Source organism: Calditrichota bacterium, from assembly GCA_013112635.1.
Lineage (GTDB): Bacteria > Calditrichota > Calditrichia > Calditrichales > J004 > JABFGF01.
This window is the reverse complement of the sequence record JABFGF010000002.1, coordinates 884,700-903,182: the sequence shown is the minus strand read 5'-3', so window position 1 is coordinate 903,182 and position 18,483 is coordinate 884,700. Positions and strand designations below refer to the sequence as shown.

The following is an 18,483-nucleotide window of genomic DNA, read 5'->3' as shown; positions in this document are numbered from 1 at the left end:
TTACAATAAATTATTTTCTTAATTCTTCCATGTCTGCTATTATTTCGTCCAGTTTTTTAAAGACACGGCCGTAGATAATATTTAGATCCCATCTATAAAGCGGGCCTGCAAATAGCGATGATAATCCAGCTAAAACAACTGCACCAACTATCAAATAAACCGGAATACCAAACAGCAAGAAAACATCCGGAAATTCTCGAATAATTAAAGTTGATAGGGGTTCACCTCCTTTTAACCACAATCCTGTAAACGTTGCCATAACAATTGCCGGGTAGAAAAAACGGTAAACCTTTAAATAACCTGCCATTGCTTCTTTTCTCCACGCTTTAAACGCGATAAGGTATTGATAGCTGCTTAAGCCGCTGTCTATTTCTTCGATCTTATCCCCAACCTTTTTGCTATAAACCACCAGCCCGATCAATGCCAAAAACATAAATGCCCCAACGTAGGGAATTCCCCAAAAAATTGTACCAACAAATATAACAGCTGCACCAATTACAATAGCTTTTAAATTTACTTTAAACATGCCCTTTAGTTTTTCTATTATCAGCTGCGATTTTTGGTTATACAAATCATTTAGTTTAGGAGCTACCAACGCGTCGTTTTTTAAAAAACCTTCTTTCCAGATTGTTTCGATTGTTTTATCCATTATACTACCTTCCTTTTATTATCATACTACTTTTTATCTAATAATTTTTTTAAACGTTCTTTGATTCGCTTAATTCGCACTCCAATATTATTAGGGTTTGTACCAATGATATCAGCTATTTCCTGATAAGATTTCTCTTCCAGATATAACAAAATTACACCTCTGTCAACTTCCGATAATTGCCGGATGGCGGCATAAAGTTGGTTCAAAGATTCATCTGCGAAAGCCCGGCTATCTTCTGTCAATTCTGGAGGAACTGCATCCGAAACAAAATGCCTGTTATTGTTTTTCTTTTTCTTAAGCAAAGTTAAACACACATTTAAGCTAAGCCTATAAATCCAGGTAGACCACTCAGACTGCCCTCGAAAATTTTCCCGGCTTCTCCAAATCTGAAGACAGACCTCTTGATAATAATCTTCAAAATCTTCCTGGTTATTAGTATACGCCCTGCAGATCTTTATAATAATTGCTGCAAATGGCAAAATAGATATTGTGTAAAAATCGCTGCTCATTTAGTTTTTTAACCTAATCGTTTTTGTTTTTTCACTGTTAGTGGCTCAAAAAAGAAAATATTACACTACCTTTAAAAAAAGACAGATGCTGCAAAAAAACCTGTCAACCCATTAAAAAATACAGGCTTCGGTTTATTTTGGAACCTCGCGATTTATCAAATCGCTGCTTTTAAATAAAAAATAAATCAATCACACAATATTAATATAAACACTTCCTTTTTCGAATTAATGTTTGTATTTTTGACAGTTGTGTCAAATTCTTAAAATCGGATGATTATTTTTCGATTATATAACCATTAACAAATCATAAAAATGGATTTTTATGCAAAGCCGTAAAACAATATTAGTAATTGATGATGACCTTAGTACTTTAAACCTTTTAAAGTCAATATTAACAAAAGCCGGATATAATGTCGTCGTCGATTCAATTCCACAAAGGGCTTTTAATTATTTAGAAGAAAATAATGTTGACCTCATTTTATTAGATATTTTGATGCCACGAATGGATGGCTATCAACTCTGTTCAATATTAAAAGAAAAACCAAACTACAAAAACATTCCAGTCATTTTTTTAACTGCGTTGGCTGACCAGAACAGCATTTCAAAAAGTTTTGCCGTTGGTGCTGTTGATTATATTTCCAAACCATATGAAACAGAAGAGCTCTTATCGCGAATAAATGTTTATCTTCAAATGAGTAATGATAATGCCGCTCCAAACATACAAACACGCAACCCTCTAATCTGCTCGACATGTAATAAAATTTGGGACAATAAATATTGGTTTGAACTGGCTGATTTTCTTCGTCAGCATTCCAATGTCACTGTTAATAGCAGTATCTGTCCTTCCTGCAAATCAAAATCACTTCCTTCAGATCAGAAAACTGATAAATCTTTTTTTAATGATGAATCAAACCGGAAACAATCAGAGATTTTAATAATTGATGATCATCCTGATAATATTCAGCTGTTAGGGCAAATACTTGTAAAAAATAATTTTAAAGTCCATTCAGCAGAAAGTGGAAAAAAAGTATTAGGCTTTATAGAAGAACGCCAACCTGATTTAATATTGTTGGATATTATGATGCCCGAAATGGATGGATATGAGGTATGTAAAGAGTTAAAGAGCAATAGTCTTACAAAACACATCCCGGTTATATTTTTAACAGCCCTTGCTGATAGCGATGCAATTATTAAGGGGTTTGAAGTGGGTGCGAATGATTTTATAACAAAACCTTTTCATATCAATGAAGTGATTGCGCGAGTACAAGCACAGTTAAATTTTAAACAGCTCATGCAGGTAATTAATCAACAGGAATCTTCACTTTCAATTTGTGAACAATGCAATAAAATTAAACTATACAAGAAAGAGTGGATAACTTTTGAAAAAATGTTTAACCAATATGGCTCTTCCATTTTAATGTATACTGTGTGCCCAAAATGTATGGAGAAAAAATACCTTTAACGTGATTAAGGCTTAGTAAAATTATTATTTCTTCTCACCAGAAAGCATTTGGATAATTTTATGAATAGTTTGTAAATCCTGATACTCAGGAACCGTCCTGCCAAGAATTCTCCTAAAGCGGGATATAAAAGTTTCCATATCATCCCGCGGAATAAATCCGGAGCTATGCAAAGCCTCACCCAAATGGGCATATAAACTTTCAACCGCCTCATGCGAAGCCGGTTTGTAAGATGTTGTCTTCCTCTCATTCAAAGACTCGCGGTATAAAATATAACTAAAAATCATTACTGATTGTGCAAGGTTTATCGCAGGGTTTTGCACAGCTGTGGGGATTGTGGAATGCAGATGGCACAGGTTCAATTCTTCCGTATAGAGGCCGGTTCTTTCCCGCCCAAAAACAAATGCAATTTTTGTATCATTTTCATAAGCCAATACTTTTGCAGCTACTTCTTCCGGGGTGAAATTTGGAAACTTTATACTTCGCCTGCGCATAGTTGTGCCAATACTTACATTAATATCTTTTAAAGCTTCTTTCAACGATGAGAAATGTTCGGCCTCATGAACGATATCTTTTGAGCGGTGTGCCAACTGGCGCAACTCTTTGGTATCAGTATCACACGGATTAACCAAACGCAGATTAGCCAGCCCCGTATTCTTCATTGCCCTGGCAACAGATCCGATGTTTCCCGGTGTTTCCGGTTCAACTAAAATTATATAAATATTATCGAAAAGCATTTTTTTCTCTAATCTTTAATGTAATGACGGGACAGGTGTCCTGTCCCAACTAATAATTCATTATAACACAAAATCTATTTTATGTGAAAGTACAATTTCTTCCGGTGAAACCTTTGCAAGATATACTAAAACCTCAACACCATCTTTATAAACTTCTCTTAATCTTTGAGAATACTTTGGATCGATATCTTTGGCCGGTTTAAAAATATTACCATCCGAGCGCTGTATAATAAAAAGCATCACAGCCCGATGGCCTTGCTTCTTCATATCCAACAGCTCATTTAAATGTTTAAGCCCTCGCGCTGTCACAGAATCTGGAAATTGATAATCACCATCTTGTACTAAAGTTACACTTTTAACTTCAACAAAACATTTCTCTACAGCGTTTGTTAACAACAAATCAATACGGCTGTTCACACCGTATTTCTGTTCTGGCAAAATTTTATCATAACCCTGCAGCTCTTTTATAATACCACTTTCAATGGCTTCTTTGGCAAGCTTATTGGGAATTTGTGTATTAATTCCAATCCAACATTTTTCATTGTGAATCATTTCAAAAGTATAGCGTAATTTTCTTTTGGGGTTTAAACTGTCGCTGACCAAAACTCTCCAGCCCGCAGTATCACACGTTTTCATCGAACCGGAATTTGCACAGTGCGCTGTAATTACATTGCCATCATCAAGCTTTATATCGGCCAAGAATCGTTTATAACGCTTTATAAGTTTTCCAAAATAAACCGGCTTATCAAATATCATCTGTTTCCATAGTTTTTGGTTATGGTCAATTTTCCCGTATAAAGAGACTGCATATTTAAGAGCCTACTTCTGTTCCCGAGGATTAATATTAGGAATTAATTTTTTCACGGGAGGAAAAATGGCATTTTTATACTACACAATCATCACTCTGCTGGTCGCATATGCAATATATTTTATCTACAAATCAGAAAAAGACCGGGAACTTCAATTAAACATTCATTTGCTCCAGGCAAAACAAATTTTAAACAACCGCGATTTAAAAGACAAACGCAATTGGTTCATTGATCGTTTTAATGAAGCAGAAAATCACCTGGCCAGTGCACAAGCTTCTTGTGCGAAAGAAATAGAATTTCAGTCAGTCACAGATATTCGCAATAAGCTTCAGGAAATTAAAGAAAACTATAAAAATTAGTCACACACTCTGTCATTGTTTTCAAAACCAATATGGATTATCTTTGCTTCACAAAAAACATATTGGTACCTATGAAAAAAATTGCTTTACTACTTAGTTTTTGCTCTACTCTTTTTTCCCAGACAATTGATTACTCACCTCAATTTCCAGAAAATGACAACGGCTTTGTTTGGGAACGGGGTCTTATTTCAGGTGGAATATTAACTTTCACAGTTATCTCAATTTATAACACCGGAAAACCAATTTATTATAACCAACCTCGTGGAGACTTCCATTTTACCAAAAACAAATCCAATGAATTAGAGTTCTTTGATAACTCCGTTCGTGGATTGGACAAATTTGGCCATATTTTTTCTTCCAGTCTTTTCTCCCAAAATATCTACTTTATGTCACGCTGGAGTGGACTGGATAAGAGTTTTTCATCTTACAGCGCTTTTATTTTGGCTAGCAGCATAATGGGAGCCATGGAAGTACATGATGCATATTATAAGCGTTGGGGATTTTCAATCGGGGACTTTGTAGCGAATGTTGCCGGAGCCTCTTTTGTTGTTGGGCAGCATAACATCCCATTTTTGCAGAATTTTGATTATAAAATTAGTTATGATTTTACACGTAAAAAAAGTGACGATGCGGTAATTGAAAGCTATGCTAATATGACCTTTTGGGTAACCGCGAATCCCGTTGGGCTTTTTAAGTTAAAAAAAAGCTGGCTGCCAAATTGGATAAATATCGCAACAGGAATAAGTGTTACGCATTCAACTCCACACAAAACAGAAATTTTACTCGGATTGGATTTTAATCTTAAAAGGATTAAAACAAATTCAGTTTTTCTCAATCATATAATTCATACTTTGGACAGGTATAAATTTCCGGCACCAGCTATTAGGATTGCCCCTGATTTTATTGGTTACGGGATATACTTTTAAGATCCTGCCAAATAGCCCAGCATTCCATTAATACTATTTAGAGCAAAATACCTTTCTCTTTTCTGAACATCTTTTTCAAGTTTTCCAAAAGCTTTTATACAAGGATCGGATTCCACTAATTCATTAAAAATATTCTCTGCATTTGCAATTTTGCTATTTTCAAAATGCCGTCGTGTCACATCCATCCAAAGTTCAAGCTGATCTTTTGCTTTATTAAATACATTCTGAACATCTTCTCGCATATCATAATGCCCAAAGCATATTCTGTCACAATCCAGTTTGGAAGCTTTAAAAAGTGACTCTTTGTAAACCTCATAATTAAACTTTGGTGGCGTGGCAATTCTCAGATAAAAATCATTTTCCAAAGTAATATTTACACCCGCTGCTTCACCAAGAAATAAAATTCCATCAACCAAATAACTTAAATGATGCGATGCATGACCGGGAGTTTCAAAAATGTTTACCTCAAGCGAACCTTTTTCAATTTTATCAGGATAAGAAATAAGATTCTCACGGACAGGAGCAATGGATCCGTACGTTTCTGCTATTTTACCCAACACTTTTAAAGATCCTTGCCAAAGTTTGTCCGGATTGATCATATGAGAAATTCCTTTTGGATGGCAAGCAACCCGTGCTTCAGGATATTGCGACATCAGCAATCCTGTACCACCTGCATGATCAATATGAATATGAGTTAATAAAATATAATCCAGCCAGTTTACCTGTAGCTCACGCAAGGCTTCTTTTAGTATTGGAATTGTTGATGCCGGCCCAGGATCAATAAGGAGTGTTCTTTTATGACCCTGATAAACCCATGCACTAATAAACTGGCGAAACCCTTCAATTTCCTGGTCCAGATCAATTAAAAAAAGGTGTTCTGATTTTTGATGAATATGCATAGAAGGTTAGGGTTGATTTAAAAGGAAGTGATCTTAATTATTTTTAACTCTCATTTAAGTCAATATCAGGAATGATTGTCTGAAAGTGATCCTGGTTATTTTGGATATTCACTTCTCTCAAACTGCATATAATTCCCGCTCTTTTTAAAAAGCTTTTTACCTTCCAGGCTTCTTGATTGGAAATATTACGTTTTAGGATGGCTGGTTTTGTTGAAAACATTATTTTCACTTTTTCAGGACTAATCTTAAACAAATGTATTAGTTTTTTTTCTGCAATTTCACGGCTAATTCCTTTTTTTAATTTGCCATAAAAACGTACCTCATATTTCCTGTCATTTTTCTTTGATTCAGAAGCGGTTTTTCTTCGGGGTGTTTTCGGGATTGGTTTGGTCTTGGATTCTGTTGGTTGTGCGGATATTTTATCTTTTTGATATATATATTTTTTTATTTTAATAGACCCTTCCTCTTTTTCTTTTAACCAGGGTAAGTTAAAGTAATTTAAAAAGGTCTTTATTTTTTTCACTTGTTCTCCCGAAAGCTACATTTAAGACGCTATTAAGATATAGTAAACTATACAATAAAAAAAATATATGTAAATAGCATTTAAAGATTGGGTAACAAAAAAAACCCGGTAGCGTGGGTGTTACCGGGTTCAGTACCTGCTTTTGGGGGATGCAAGTAGTTTTTTAGATTAATTGTCTTTTTAAAATTACTCGTGTTAATACTACCATTTCTTTAGAGATGTTTCATATTTTTTTTATTTTTTTAGAATGCAACACCTGCTCTGAAACCAAAATAATCCACAAAATCACCACTATTCAAAAACAATCCTCCTTGTAAAACCTTCCAGCGTACATTTGCGCCTACTCTAAAATTAGATGGACTTAAACTGTTTGGAATCTCTTCTGATTTCAAAACATTTATATTATAAATTGCATCATACCCCAAAATTAAATCATCAAAATTATGGATATACCTAAAACCAAGTGGAATATTTACAAAGATACGGCCTTCGTCTTTTTTAAGTACTTCCACAGAGTAAAACTTTCCATCCACACCAAACAAACCGTTTAGGTTGATATTAAAAATGTCATTAAACTGAACTGTATAAAGCGCACCGAGCCCAGCCATAAAAGAGACACCTTTTGGATTGTCAAAATAGTACTCCAGGTGATATTCATCCAAGTCATCGTCCGCTGTTACTATTCCAACCCCAAGAGATGCATCAGCATTTTTAAATCCATAATTAAGCAGATGTATATTCCAACCGCCATAGATGTTATCATCCAATTCCAGTTCTTTCGCTGGTGCTGAAACTTGAACTGTTTTTTGTTTAACCGGTGTTTTTCTTGTTTCTGTTTTTTTACCGGAAGAAGCAACTCTATTGCTGCAAGGGCTATCTTCAGGAAGTCCCCCAACAATCGCCGCATGGCGCAACAAAGCAAGCATATCATATTTTATTTCTTCTTTAACTTCATCTGTGCCTTCACGTTGCTGGATATTTGTAATTTTCATTTCTACCCGGCGATTTGCCTGACGGCCAGCATCTGTATCATTTGTGGCAATAGGATGTTTTTCACCATAACCAACGGCTGAAACCCGCCCCTGCGCCATTCCTTTTTGAACCAGATATTTTTTAACTTCATCAACCCTGGATTGGGAAAGCCGCAAGTTTGTTTGGTCACTGCCTACATTATCTGTGTGTCCGCCAATCTCAACACTAATTCCTGCGCGGTTCATTAAATCAAACAATTTATTAATTTCATTTTTAGATTCTGGTCTCAATGAAGCCTTTCCAAAATCGAAATACACATTTTTTAGCTCCAGTTTCGCGCCAACTTTTATCGGCTGCAAAACATAATCTTTTCTTAACTCGCGCTGATCATCTTCACTGCTCAGCCATTCCATTTTTGCCCTTTTAACATAAGTGTTCAGGTTTCGGCTGTTATCCCGGAACTGAGTACTCAGTTTTTGATATTCTGCGAATGCCTGAGACACTTCTTTACTGTCTTTCTGGAGAAGCAGGTTTAGTTCACCATTCAGTTCATTAAAGCGCGATTGGGCCTTCCTGATATTTTGAACTTCTTTTGACAACAATTGATTAATCGTCTGTTGCTCCAACAAATCATCCGGATTCCGCAAATCCAGTAAATCGGAATAGTAAAGATAGCCTTTCATATCAATCGAAATAGCATACCTGCGATGTGCAGGCAAAGCGATCTTGTATAAACCGTCACTTCTGTTGCTTGTGGCCCGCGCAATTTCTTCATTTGTATCCAAATCCTGATAACGGATAACTGCTGCAACAGGATTCCCTTTATCATCCTGAACCGTTCCGTATACTTGGAAAACCGGTTCCGGACGCATTTCATAAGGTAAAACAAAGGAGTAAATATCTGTCTTGCCGTGGCCATCGGACAAATTATTTTTAACGACATAACCGCGCACACCAGAAGCTGGAATTGTTAAATCCTGATCATTTTCCAGTGTATTAATATGTTTTCCCATATTGACCGGTTCAGACCAACTGGTCCATGAGTCTCCAAGCTTTTTACTATAAAAAAGATCCTGGCCGCCAAAACCTATATGGCCATCACTGGAAAAATATAATGTTTTGCCATCCGCACTTAAAAATGGATATTTCTCTTTTTTCGTTGTGTTGATAGTAGATCCAAGGTTAGCCGGTTTTGTCCATCCGTTTGGGGTTAAACTTGTTACATAAATATCTTCATCTCCAACACCGCCCGAACGGCTGGAAGTAAAAAACAGTGTCCTGCCATCCGGAGCAAGGTTGGCCATGCTCTCCCAGCCATCGCTGTTTATTGTTGCACCCAGGTTACATGGATCTGACCAGCCATTTCCCTGGCGGACTGTGTAAAACAAATCGCCACCACCAAAAGTACCCTGGTAATGCCCAAAAAATATTGCCACATTGTCGTCACCGGAAATTGCAAGTAAACCGTCGTTACTGGATGTATTTAAAGGCGAACCAAAATTTACACCTTTGCCCCATTTCCCATTTTTATCTTTAGTAGAATACCAGGAATCACTTGCACCAACTCCTCCGGTTCTATCTGATGCAATAAAATAAAGTGTATTTCCATCCTGAGATATTCTTGGAAAAACCTCACTCCCGGCAGAGTTCACATTTAAACCTAAGTTTTCAATTTTTACAAAGTCGTCATCTCTTTCCAGCAAGGCAATCATTTTATCCGCATAAGTTTTATCTGCCGAGCTATATTTCGCTTTGTAATTTTGCAACGCATCAATTGCTTCGTCAAACTGCTTTAATGCGATGTGTGACTTGGCAAGATTCAAGTAACCTGCCGGGTTCGAATCAACCGTTCGCTGGTAGGCAGATATTGCACTTGAATAATTTCCCTTGTCAAAAAGGTCATTTGCACTTTGCCCAAAAAGTAACGCAGCGCTTAAGAATAGAAATAAAATAATTGAACTTCTCATATCCCTTCCTCCTGATGGTTTTTTGAAACAATAAAACCAATAAACATGCCATCATTTTTTTTTGAGGCATAAGTCACGTAAAAACAAAAGCTAAGGGTGGGTTCGTTTTTGCAAATAAAAACTTCTTGTCTGCGAAATACGACAAAATAAATTCTTGATTTGTTGCAAATTTACAACAAGCAGCTATTGAATCAGATTTAGAAAAAGATTGATATTGTCTTTTAAATAAACTGTTTTCCTGATAAATTAGTGACTTGTTTTAAGATTAAGTTTAGGATTTGTTTATGGCTGCAGAAATTATAACTGTTTATGTGGAAACACCGCATCAAAGAACAATTAACAGGGTTGTTGATGTTTTAAAAAAGGGTGGCGTAATAGTATATCCAACGGATACGATTTACGGATTAGGGGCTGATTTGTATAACAAAAAGGCTATGGAAAAAATATTGCGCATTAAAAAACAAACCACCACCAAGCCTTTAAGTTTTATTTTACCAGATTTAAAAGACATCTCTACCTATGCAAATGTTCCTGATTATGCTTATAAAATAATGCGCCGCGTAACACCGGGGCAATATACTTTTGTCTTAAATGCAACCAAAGAGGTTCCAAAACTTTTACTACATAAGCGTAAAACGGTCGGCATTCGTATACCCGATGCTACCTTTGCATTAAAAATTGTTGAAGAATTGGGCCATCCAATATTAAGCACCAGTGTACCGCAGGGAGATGATGAAGGATATCATACTGATCCAATTGAAATTGCTGAGAAATATGGAAATGAAATTGACTTAATTTTGGATGCGGGAGTTATGTTTAATAACCCTTCTACCATTGTAAGCTTTACAGATGATGGACCGGAAATTATCCGGGAAGGCGCAGGAGATATTGAGTCTTTAAATTACTAAAGCCGGTTTTTATAGCGTTAGAGTACCTTGAAATATCATATGGCCTGTTTGACATTTCAAGGTGTTTTTTGTATGTTCTACCATGATTAAAAGAAACTTAGAGCTAAATTCCCTTTTCGAATTAGTAGAACAATTCCCAGTTACATGTATTTTAGGTGCAAGACAAACCGGTAAAACCACGCTTGCAAAGCAGCTTCCATTTCAACATTATTTTGATTTGGAAAACCCACGGGACTCGGCAAAACTTGACCAACCTCAATTAGCTTTAGAAAACTTAGAAGGACTCATCGCAATCGATGAAATCCAACGCAGCCCAAAGCTTTTTCAATTAATACGTTATTTAGTTGATTCAAATAAAAATCAAAAATATCTAATCTTGGGTAGTGCTTCACGTGATTTGATACGGCAAAGCAGTGAAACACTTGCCGGGAGAATCGCATACTTTCAATTAGGTGGCTTTCGGGTTCGCGATATTAATCCCAATCAATTTTCATCATTATGGCTTAGGGGCGGTTTCCCGGACTCTTTTATTCAAAACAGTGAAAAGGCATCATCCCGCTGGCGTAAAAATTATATAACCACCTTCCTTGAACAGGATATCCCACAATTAGGGATTCAAGTTCCGGCAAATACCTTGCGAAGGTTTTGGACAATGTTAAGTCATTATCATGGCCAAGTTTTGAATTATGCCGAATTAGGCCGGGCCTTTGGAATCTCTGACATGAGCATTAGAAAATATATTGATATCCTTGAAGGCACATTTATGATTAGGGTACTGCAACCATGGTTTTCCAATTTAAGCAAACGGATTGTTAAAAGACCAAAGATTTATTTTCGTGATTCAGGACTTTTCCATTCTTTAATATCAATAGAGACTATCGACCAAATATACGAACATAATAAAATTGGTGCCTCATGGGAGGGTTTTGCCATAGAACAAGCATGTAATTGTATTGGAAAAGATGCACAAGAATATTATTTCTGGCGTACTCACGCAGGTACAGAAGTTGATCTCTTTTGGCAGGATGCTGGTAAAAACTGGGCGATAGAATTTAAGTACTCTGATGCTCCTCGTTTAACTCCTTCAATGAAAAACGCAATAGTCGATTTGAACCTGGCACATTTATGGATTATTTATCCTGGAAGCACTGAATACAAGATTGCAAAGAACATTTCCGTTATCCCACTACAAAATCTAAAAGATGATTGGGAATACCTGTAATAACTCGATTGGATCCTGGAATACAATAATATTTATAAATCAAAATTTTTCGCTGCCATTTTTGCAATAGTTTCACCAATGCTTAATGAGGCTGTTGCTGCTGGTGATGGAGCATTTAAAACGTGAACCATATTTTTTGCCTGCTCGATATGAAAATCATCAACCAATTTGCCATTTGCACGAAGTGCCTGCGCACGAACGCCTGCACCTGCAGGTGAAATGTCTTCTTCCTGCAAATCCGGAATAAGTTTCTGCAATGCTTTTACAAATGCTTTTTTACTATAAGATCTGTAAAACTCACCAAAACCGGTATACCAGTATTTTGCTGCAAGTAATAAAAATCCGGGATATGTCAGAGTTTCTAAAAAGTCCTTAAAATCAAAATCGCTGCGTATATATCCTTCACGCTTAAATGCCAAAACAGCATTGGGACCAGCTTCAACGCCACCATGGATCATTCGCGTAAAATGAACTCCCAAAAAAGGAAAGCTTGGATCAGGAACCGGATAAATAAGGTTGTTTACAAGATGATGTTTATCAGGAACCAACTCGTAATACTCACCACGAAACGGTACGATTTTCAAATGAGGGTTTACTCCGCATAATTTTGCAACACGGTCAGAATACAATCCGGCGCAATTAATTATGTTTTTTGTATGGATTGAACCTTTGGTAGTTTCCAGGATAAGGGTTTCTTTTTTGTGCAGCTTTAAAAACTTTGTATCCAGGCTTATTTCATTTCCGGAATTTTTTATGTGGTACATGTAAGCTTTGCATACATCTTTGTAATCTACAATACCTGTTTCCGGCACTAGCAACCCGGCAATTCCACTCACATTTGGTTCATATTCCCGAAGCTCTTTGGCAGATAAACGTTTAACACCTTTTAGTTTATTTTCAACACCTCTTTGATATAAACGTTTTAAAGCGGCCAGTTCTTTTTTATTTGTAGCGACAACTATTTTACCGCAACGTTCGTGTTTTATCTGGTTGGTTTCACAAAAAACATACATGGCATTACGGCCATTAACACAATTTTGTGCTTTTAACGAGCCGGGCGTATAATAAAGGCCGGAATGGATTACACCACTGTTGTTCCCTGTTTGATGTGCGGCAACCTCTTTTTCTGTATCTATTACTATAATTTTTTGATTTGCCCTTTGGGAAAGTTTTAATGCTGTTGCAAGCCCTATAATTCCTGCCCCAATTATGGCGATATCATATATTTTAGATTCATTCATCAATCGGTTCCATCAATGCAGATTTTGTAAAACGTTATTCTGGATTGGTCCATGATTATTTATTGGCCCGTAGCAATTTTTGCATGTTTATGGCCAAGTTGGTCATTGTTAACGACACATTGAGATTTGTTTTTATATCCTGATAAGCTTGCTCTAAAACAATAATAACCTGGTTATAATCTATCTTGTTATAATGTCCGGCAAACTTAACAATTACATCTTCCATATCTATATTTAACAAATCCTTACCGGAGCCAACCGTATTGAAACGAAAAGCATCGCTAATCCATAAAAGCATCATATTAATAAATTCCAGTGCTTTATTTTTGTCGCGGGTTTGTACAATTGCTTCATTAATTTTATTAATTTCCACCCATTTGTTAGAAGCCACTGAACGCATATAATTTAAAATAATCGGCCGGATATCTTCATCGCTGTTTTCAATATTATCAAGAATATCCCCAATATTATTTTGATTTATGCGTATTATCGCTCGTAAATCATCATTAGGGTCAAAATATTTTGCTACTATTTTCATAACCTGTTCTTCGCTGAACATTGGAAAAAGAACCGGCTGACAGCGGGAACGGATTGTGTCCAATACTGAATTAATATCATTGGCAATCAGGATAATCATTAAATTGTCCGGTGGCTCTTCCAATAATTTTAAAAATGAGTTTGCCGCTTCCCTGGAAAAGTATTCAATACCTGAAATAATGAAAACACGCTTCTTTGCTTCAAAGGGTGCATACATTGCTTCTTTTTTTAGCTCTCTGATTGTCTCAATGGGAATATTCAAATGTCCGGGTATAGCGAGCTTTTTATAAGGATGTTGTGTTTTTTGCTTTATCAAACCACTGCGCTTTTCCTCTTTTACAGATTTTGAAATGGGAAAAATCAGTTTAACATCCGGGTGTCCAGAGTTGCTTATTTTTATACATGCCGGGCATTCTCCACATGGCTTGTTTTGCGGGCCAATGCAGTTCAGTGTTTTGGCCAGTTCCAGTGCAAAGGCAACTTTTCCTGTACCGCCATTACCATAAAAAAGATAAGCGTGTGCAAGGTGATCATTCCGGATTACATTATTAAAGAAACTTTTTATCTTATCCTGAATTATAAGGTTTTCAAAATAGGGTGTATTCATACTTATTGGTGTATATTTTAAAGGTAAAAACTATTTAATCTTAAAGAATTTTGAATGATTTGATTTCAATATACTTAAAAATGATTTTTGGTTAAAGACAGTGAAAGAAATGTTTTTAATGATTGTCAAATTGATTAAATGTTTAGGCAGGATTATCTTTAGCTTTTACAAGCATCCTTTCATTGTAACTTTCCTTTTTTTTAATCCGGAAGGTTTGGTCATATACCGATTAAGTAGTATCAATGAACAAAAGAAACAGAAACATATTAATTGCACTAATCCTCTCGTTAGTTTTCCATATTGGTTTTCTTTATTTAATTGATTTATTTCAATGGCTTGCCGTTAAAGTTGAGGAGCTGGAAAAAGAAATCCCGCAGGAAGTTACGGTTATTTTTCCAGAGAACAAACCAGAGCCCAAACAGCAAAGTCCAAATAAAGAGTTTTATATTGTTGACAACCAAAATGAAAGTGGTGAAGTCCCTGAAAACGCCAACCTGCTTTCAGAAAAAGACTCACGCGCCCGCAATCCTGAAAGAACAAATCAAATAAACAAAAATACACCTTTTAGTGAAGGCAATGTTGATCACCAGGAACTATCAAATCCAAGAAATAAAGCCCAACCAAAACTTCCATATGGTTACAAAAAATTTAACAGCCAGGCCCTAACAGGGAAACAAGTTGACTTTGAAAACTCCAACGACGGTGAAGCAAATCCTTTTGATAAAGAAGGTGTTCAGCAGCAAAGCCAGAGTGCAAGCAACGGGCTCAATCAGCGTTTAAGGCAAAAAGAATTTTCAGTGGAAGAAGTTGGGGCTTTGTCCTTAAGCACCTATGCCTGGGAATGGGCTCCTTATGTGCGAAAGCTGAAAGAAAAGCATTTAAGCGTTTGGTTTGCACCGCCGGCATACAGCCGTCTTGGAATAATACACGGCACAACAAAAATTATTTTCGAAATTTCAAAAGATGGTAAGCTAATCGAGGCAAAAGTTATTGGGCATAAAGGTCATGAATCATTGGAAGTAGCCAGCCTTGCATCCGTAAAAGCTATCTTTCCTTTTTTGCCTTTGCCAAAAGATTTCCCGGATGAAACTTTAGTAATAACTGCAACCTTAGTTTACCCAGATTTAAAAAAGCTTTATAAAAATAGGAGATAATCCATGCTCGAACTTTTTGAACGCGGCGGTATTATGATGTACCCGCTATTATTGGCCTCTGTTATTGCGCTGATTTTTATTATTGAACGCGCCATAGCTTTACGCAAAAGAAAAATAATCATCCCGGAAATTATTTCTGTTGTAGACAATTTTAAAACTGAAAAAGATATTGAGTTTGCAAAAAATGTCTGTACAAAATACAACGGTCCATTGCCCAATCTTATAAATATTGCCCTGGAAAATAACGAATCACCCAAAGCTGAGATTCGTGAACTTTTGGAAGACCAGGGCCGGCAGGATATCAGGAGCCTGGAAAACGGATTAGGGCTTTTAGAAACTATTGCTGCAATTGCGCCGCTTATGGGTTTACTTGGAACTGTCCTTGGCATGATTCGTGTTTTTGCTGTAATTAAAGAACAGGGGGTCGGACAAACGGCAGCTCTTTCCGGTGGTATTTCTGAAGCTTTATTAACAACAGTAGCCGGTTTATTTATTGGTATCCCGGTTTTGATGGCCTATAATTATTTTACCAGCAAATCTGAAAGCCTGATTCTTGATATTGAAAAACATGCTAATACTCTTGTTCAAAAAATTCATTCATTGAAGTCAATGGATTAATTATGAAGTTAACTACAAAAAAATCGAAAAAGTTAACTTTAAACCTGACATCATTGATTGATGTTTTGTTTATTTTAATAATCTTTTTTGCCGTCTCATCTACATTTTTAGAGCAACCCGGTATTGAGCTTAAACTTCCGGAAGCTGAAAGTTCGGAATCATTTACAACTCAGAAAATTATTTTATATATTGATAAAGACAACAACCTCTTTCTAAATGATCAGCTAATTAGTGAAAACACAATGATCTCCGAGATCAATAATCTTGGTAAATTAACAGAAGAGGGCAGCATTGTTTTAAAGGCCGACAAAGAAGTTGACCACGGAGAAATAATTAAAATTATGGATATGCTGCGAAAGAATAAATTATATAAACTTGTCATTTCCACTAATATTCCGGAATAATTATGTCAGAGCGTAAAAAAATAACTTTTGCACTTCTCGGATTTGGAAAACTGGGTCAGGGATTTTATAAAGCATGGATGAAAAAAAAGGAAAAGATAAGAGAGCAAACAGGATTTGAGCTGATACTAAAAAGAATCCTGGTAAAAAATGAACATTTTAAACGCCCTAAAGAAATTGACAAAAAAGTATTTACGACCGATATAAATGTCATTCTTAAAGACCGCACTTTAAAAGTTGCTATCGATGCAATCGGAGACATCGAGCCAACGTTCTCAATAATCAAAAAAATTATTTCAAGAAAAATCAATATCATTTCTGCCAACCGGGTTTTATTGGCAACCAAAATGCATCAGTTATCCGATTTGGCAAATGAGAACGAGATACACTTTTTAACCGAGCCATCTCTTGGCGGAGGAATTCCTGTTTCAGATATTCTGCAGCGTGATTTAATTGCCAACAAAATAACCGAACTGCATGGAATTGTTAGCGGTGTTTCAAATTTTCTTCTAAACAAAATGACAGACAATCAAGTTTCCCTTCAAAGTGTGCTCCGTGATCCCGATATTCCAAAAATGGCTGAATCAATTTCCATTGTTGATTATGAGGGATCGGATGCTGCTATGAAAGTAGCAATCCTTGCGGCAACAGCATTTGGAATCGATATTAGCTATTTGCACATTTACGCTGAAGGGATTTCCAGTATTTCACTTCAGGATATAAGGTGGGCCGATCAGTTTGGCTACGAAATAAAACTTCTTGCCATAATGCGCGATCATAGCGATTGCTTTGAAGCAAGGGTTCATCCAGCCTTAGTTCGAAAAGACCATGCTATGATTTCGGTAAAAGGCGAGTATAATGCATACTACATTAAAACAGACTTACTTGGTGAATATATGGTTTACGGGCTTGGTGTTGGTACCAGCCCAACCAGCAGCTTAATCTTGCGAGATTTGGTGGAAGTTGGAAATCGCATTTATAACAATCCGCGCAGACAGAGGTTTCAGTTTAACTGGAATAATAAGCGTGTGTTGGATATCAATGAAATCAGGACTTCGTATTATCTGCGTTTTCCATGTGTGGACAGACCCGGTGTTATGGGAGAAGTGACCACAATAATCGGGACACATAAAATAAATATAACATCGGCCCATGCTGAAACAGGTAAATATAATGGTAAGATTGTAGGCTATGTACATATTTTTCTTGGCAATACTGAAGAGAGTGAGATAAAGGCAGCTATTGAAGAAATAAAGAAACTACAACTGGTACAAGGTGATATTAAGTTTTTCAGGATTTTGGAAGATGAATAAAATACTCTTTGATGATGGGCGTGAGTTTAATCCAAGTAAAATTGTGGCTGTTGGCCGCAACTATTCTGAACATATCAAGGAAATGCATTCGGAAAAAACTAAACAGCCAGTGCTTTTCTTAAAACCAAATAGTGCTTTATGTAACCTTGAAGCCCCGCTTTCAATTCCTCAGAATATGGGTGAGGTTCACCATGAAATTGAACTGGCCCTCAGTATAAGTGAGGACTGTAGCAATATTTCTGAAAATGAAGCAATGCGTTTTATTGCCGGCTATGGTATCGCCTTAGATTTGACTTTACGCGATATTCAATCTGAAGCAAAAAAGAAAGGTCTGCCCTGGGCTGTGGCAAAAGGTTTTGATAATTCCTGCCCAATCTCAAAGTTTGTTGCACTGGAAGTTAGTGATGCACAAAACCTGGAAATTTCGCTGATAAAAAATGGCACACAAATGCAAAGGGGTAATACGAATCAAATGATCTTTAAAGTTGCAGAATTGATAAGTTATATCTCTTCGATATTCTCCTTAAAACAGGGTGATATAGTTTTAACCGGTACTCCGGCTGGTGTTGGCCCTTTACAAAGTGGTGACATACTTCAATGTCAAATAGAAAAAATTGGATCTTTAAAAACAAAGGTTTTGTAACTCTCTCGAGCAAAAAACAATAATTT

The 18,483-nt window shown here is 36.3% G+C and carries 19 protein-coding genes; 10 read left to right on the top strand and 9 right to left on the bottom strand.

The annotated features are described in order from the left end of the window. Positions 1 to 10: 10 nt before the first annotated feature. Both HND50_08970 and HND50_08965 read right to left on the bottom strand, forming a co-directional pair. Positions 11 to 649 (bottom strand): hypothetical protein, encoded by a 639-nt coding sequence (locus HND50_08970; protein ID NOG45350.1) that lies wholly within the window; start codon positions 647 to 649, stop codon positions 11 to 13. A 26-nt stretch (positions 650 to 675) separates the two neighbouring features. After that, entirely contained in the window at positions 676 to 1,161 is a 486-nt protein-coding gene (locus HND50_08965; GenBank protein ID NOG45349.1) for a sigma-70 family RNA polymerase sigma factor, read from the bottom strand. A 322-nt stretch (positions 1,162 to 1,483) separates the two neighbouring features. Between HND50_08965 and HND50_08960 the strand changes: the two genes are divergently transcribed. Beyond that, positions 1,484 to 2,623 carry a response regulator gene (locus HND50_08960; GenBank protein ID NOG45348.1) on the top strand — a complete coding sequence of 380 codons (1,140 nt, stop codon included), beginning with the start codon at positions 1,484 to 1,486 and terminating at the stop codon, positions 2,621 to 2,623. A gap of 24 nt (positions 2,624 to 2,647) precedes the next feature. Here the strand turns inward: HND50_08960 and HND50_08955 are convergent, their stop codons facing one another. Both HND50_08955 and sfsA read right to left on the bottom strand, forming a co-directional pair. Next, positions 2,648 to 3,358, bottom strand: coding sequence for an RNA methyltransferase (locus HND50_08955; GenBank protein NOG45347.1), 711 nt, complete (start codon positions 3,356 to 3,358; stop codon positions 2,648 to 2,650). Between the two features lie 60 nt (positions 3,359 to 3,418). Continuing rightward, entirely contained in the window at positions 3,419 to 4,114 is a 696-nt protein-coding gene (sfsA, locus tag HND50_08950; GenBank protein ID NOG45346.1) for a DNA/RNA nuclease SfsA, read from the bottom strand. Between the two features lie 118 nt (positions 4,115 to 4,232). Between sfsA and HND50_08945 the strand changes: the two genes are divergently transcribed. Beyond that, positions 4,233 to 4,526, top strand: a complete 294-nt coding sequence (locus HND50_08945; GenBank protein NOG45345.1) for a hypothetical protein — start codon at positions 4,233 to 4,235, stop codon at positions 4,524 to 4,526. Between the two features lie 71 nt (positions 4,527 to 4,597). Then, positions 4,598 to 5,452, top strand: a complete 855-nt coding sequence (locus HND50_08940; GenBank protein NOG45344.1) for a DUF2279 domain-containing protein — start codon at positions 4,598 to 4,600, stop codon at positions 5,450 to 5,452. On the opposite strand, the gene HND50_08935 is transcribed toward HND50_08940, so the two are convergent. From HND50_08935 to HND50_08925, 3 genes are all read right to left on the bottom strand, one after another. Continuing rightward, positions 5,449 to 6,351, bottom strand: a complete 903-nt coding sequence (locus tag HND50_08935; GenBank protein ID NOG45343.1) for an MBL fold metallo-hydrolase — start codon at positions 6,349 to 6,351, stop codon at positions 5,449 to 5,451. The genes HND50_08940 and HND50_08935 overlap by 4 nt on opposite strands. Positions 6,352 to 6,394: 43 nt before the next feature. Further along, positions 6,395 to 6,874, bottom strand: a complete 480-nt coding sequence (locus HND50_08930) for a hypothetical protein (GenBank protein ID NOG45342.1) — start codon at positions 6,872 to 6,874, stop codon at positions 6,395 to 6,397. 242 nt (positions 6,875 to 7,116) lie between these two features. Next, complete coding sequence (locus HND50_08925) at positions 7,117 to 9,813, bottom strand: OmpA family protein (protein NOG45341.1); 2,697 nt, start codon at positions 9,811 to 9,813, stop codon at positions 7,117 to 7,119. Between the two features lie 284 nt (positions 9,814 to 10,097). Between HND50_08925 and HND50_08920 the strand changes: the two genes are divergently transcribed. Next, positions 10,098 to 10,721 (top strand): threonylcarbamoyl-AMP synthase, encoded by a 624-nt coding sequence (locus tag HND50_08920; protein ID NOG45340.1) that lies wholly within the window; start codon positions 10,098 to 10,100, stop codon positions 10,719 to 10,721. 82 nt (positions 10,722 to 10,803) lie between these two features. Then, positions 10,804 to 11,943, top strand: coding sequence for an ATP-binding protein (locus HND50_08915; GenBank protein ID NOG45339.1), 1,140 nt, complete (start codon positions 10,804 to 10,806; stop codon positions 11,941 to 11,943). Positions 11,944 to 11,975: 32 nt separating this feature from the next. Here HND50_08915 and lhgO read toward each other — a convergent pair whose 3' ends face one another. Further along, on the bottom strand, positions 11,976 to 13,184 hold the full coding sequence (lhgO, locus tag HND50_08910; protein ID NOG45338.1) for an L-2-hydroxyglutarate oxidase: 1,209 nt from the start codon (positions 13,182 to 13,184) through the stop codon (positions 11,976 to 11,978). A gap of 55 nt (positions 13,185 to 13,239) precedes the next feature. After that, a complete protein-coding gene (locus HND50_08905) occupies positions 13,240 to 14,328 on the bottom strand; it encodes a hypothetical protein (GenBank protein NOG45337.1) in 1,089 nt (362 codons plus the stop codon). A gap of 242 nt (positions 14,329 to 14,570) precedes the next feature. Between HND50_08905 and HND50_08900 the strand changes: the two genes are divergently transcribed. The 5 genes from HND50_08900 to HND50_08880 are packed head-to-tail and all read left to right on the top strand — an operon-like array spanning position 14,571 to position 18,457. Further along, on the top strand, positions 14,571 to 15,482 hold the full coding sequence (locus HND50_08900; GenBank protein ID NOG45336.1) for a hypothetical protein: 912 nt from the start codon (positions 14,571 to 14,573) through the stop codon (positions 15,480 to 15,482). Positions 15,483 to 15,485: 3 nt separating this feature from the next. After that, entirely contained in the window at positions 15,486 to 16,100 is a 615-nt protein-coding gene (locus tag HND50_08895) for a MotA/TolQ/ExbB proton channel family protein (GenBank protein NOG45335.1), read from the top strand. Positions 16,101 to 16,102: 2 nt separating this feature from the next. After that, a complete protein-coding gene (locus HND50_08890) occupies positions 16,103 to 16,504 on the top strand; it encodes a biopolymer transporter ExbD (GenBank protein NOG45334.1) in 402 nt (133 codons plus the stop codon). Positions 16,505 to 16,506: 2 nt separating this feature from the next. Next, positions 16,507 to 17,814, top strand: a complete 1,308-nt coding sequence (locus HND50_08885; GenBank protein ID NOG45333.1) for a homoserine dehydrogenase — start codon at positions 16,507 to 16,509, stop codon at positions 17,812 to 17,814. Continuing rightward, complete coding sequence (locus HND50_08880) at positions 17,807 to 18,457, top strand: fumarylacetoacetate hydrolase family protein (GenBank protein ID NOG45332.1); 651 nt, start codon at positions 17,807 to 17,809, stop codon at positions 18,455 to 18,457. Before HND50_08885 ends, HND50_08880 begins: the two co-directional genes overlap by 8 nt. Positions 18,458 to 18,483: the final 26 nt, after the last annotated feature.

What these genes read in the sequence shown, in the direction of transcription:
- lhgO (NOG45338.1), bottom strand. Translation starts at nt 13,184, where the DNA reads ATGAATGAATCTAAAATATATGATATCGCCATAATTGGGGCAGGAATT.
- HND50_08905 (NOG45337.1), bottom strand. Translation starts at nt 14,328, where the DNA reads ATGAATACACCCTATTTTGAAAACCTTATAATTCAGGATAAGATAAAA.
- HND50_08940 (NOG45344.1), top strand. Translation starts at nt 4,598, where the DNA reads ATGAAAAAAATTGCTTTACTACTTAGTTTTTGCTCTACTCTTTTTTCC.
- HND50_08890 (NOG45334.1), top strand. Translation starts at nt 16,103, where the DNA reads ATGAAGTTAACTACAAAAAAATCGAAAAAGTTAACTTTAAACCTGACA.
- HND50_08955 (NOG45347.1), bottom strand. Translation starts at nt 3,358, where the DNA reads ATGCTTTTCGATAATATTTATATAATTTTAGTTGAACCGGAAACACCG.
- HND50_08945 (NOG45345.1), top strand. Translation starts at nt 4,233, where the DNA reads ATGGCATTTTTATACTACACAATCATCACTCTGCTGGTCGCATATGCA.
- HND50_08925 (NOG45341.1), bottom strand. Translation starts at nt 9,813, where the DNA reads ATGAGAAGTTCAATTATTTTATTTCTATTCTTAAGCGCTGCGTTACTT.
- HND50_08935 (NOG45343.1), bottom strand. Translation starts at nt 6,351, where the DNA reads ATGCATATTCATCAAAAATCAGAACACCTTTTTTTAATTGATCTGGAC.
- HND50_08900 (NOG45336.1), top strand. Translation starts at nt 14,571, where the DNA reads ATGAACAAAAGAAACAGAAACATATTAATTGCACTAATCCTCTCGTTA.
- HND50_08920 (NOG45340.1), top strand. Translation starts at nt 10,098, where the DNA reads ATGGCTGCAGAAATTATAACTGTTTATGTGGAAACACCGCATCAAAGA.
- HND50_08960 (NOG45348.1), top strand. Translation starts at nt 1,484, where the DNA reads ATGCAAAGCCGTAAAACAATATTAGTAATTGATGATGACCTTAGTACT.
- HND50_08885 (NOG45333.1), top strand. Translation starts at nt 16,507, where the DNA reads ATGTCAGAGCGTAAAAAAATAACTTTTGCACTTCTCGGATTTGGAAAA.
- HND50_08965 (NOG45349.1), bottom strand. Translation starts at nt 1,161, where the DNA reads ATGAGCAGCGATTTTTACACAATATCTATTTTGCCATTTGCAGCAATT.
- HND50_08915 (NOG45339.1), top strand. Translation starts at nt 10,804, where the DNA reads ATGATTAAAAGAAACTTAGAGCTAAATTCCCTTTTCGAATTAGTAGAA.
- HND50_08895 (NOG45335.1), top strand. Translation starts at nt 15,486, where the DNA reads ATGCTCGAACTTTTTGAACGCGGCGGTATTATGATGTACCCGCTATTA.
- sfsA (NOG45346.1), bottom strand. Translation starts at nt 4,114, where the DNA reads ATGATATTTGATAAGCCGGTTTATTTTGGAAAACTTATAAAGCGTTAT.
- HND50_08970 (NOG45350.1), bottom strand. Translation starts at nt 649, where the DNA reads ATGGATAAAACAATCGAAACAATCTGGAAAGAAGGTTTTTTAAAAAAC.
- HND50_08880 (NOG45332.1), top strand. Translation starts at nt 17,807, where the DNA reads ATGAATAAAATACTCTTTGATGATGGGCGTGAGTTTAATCCAAGTAAA.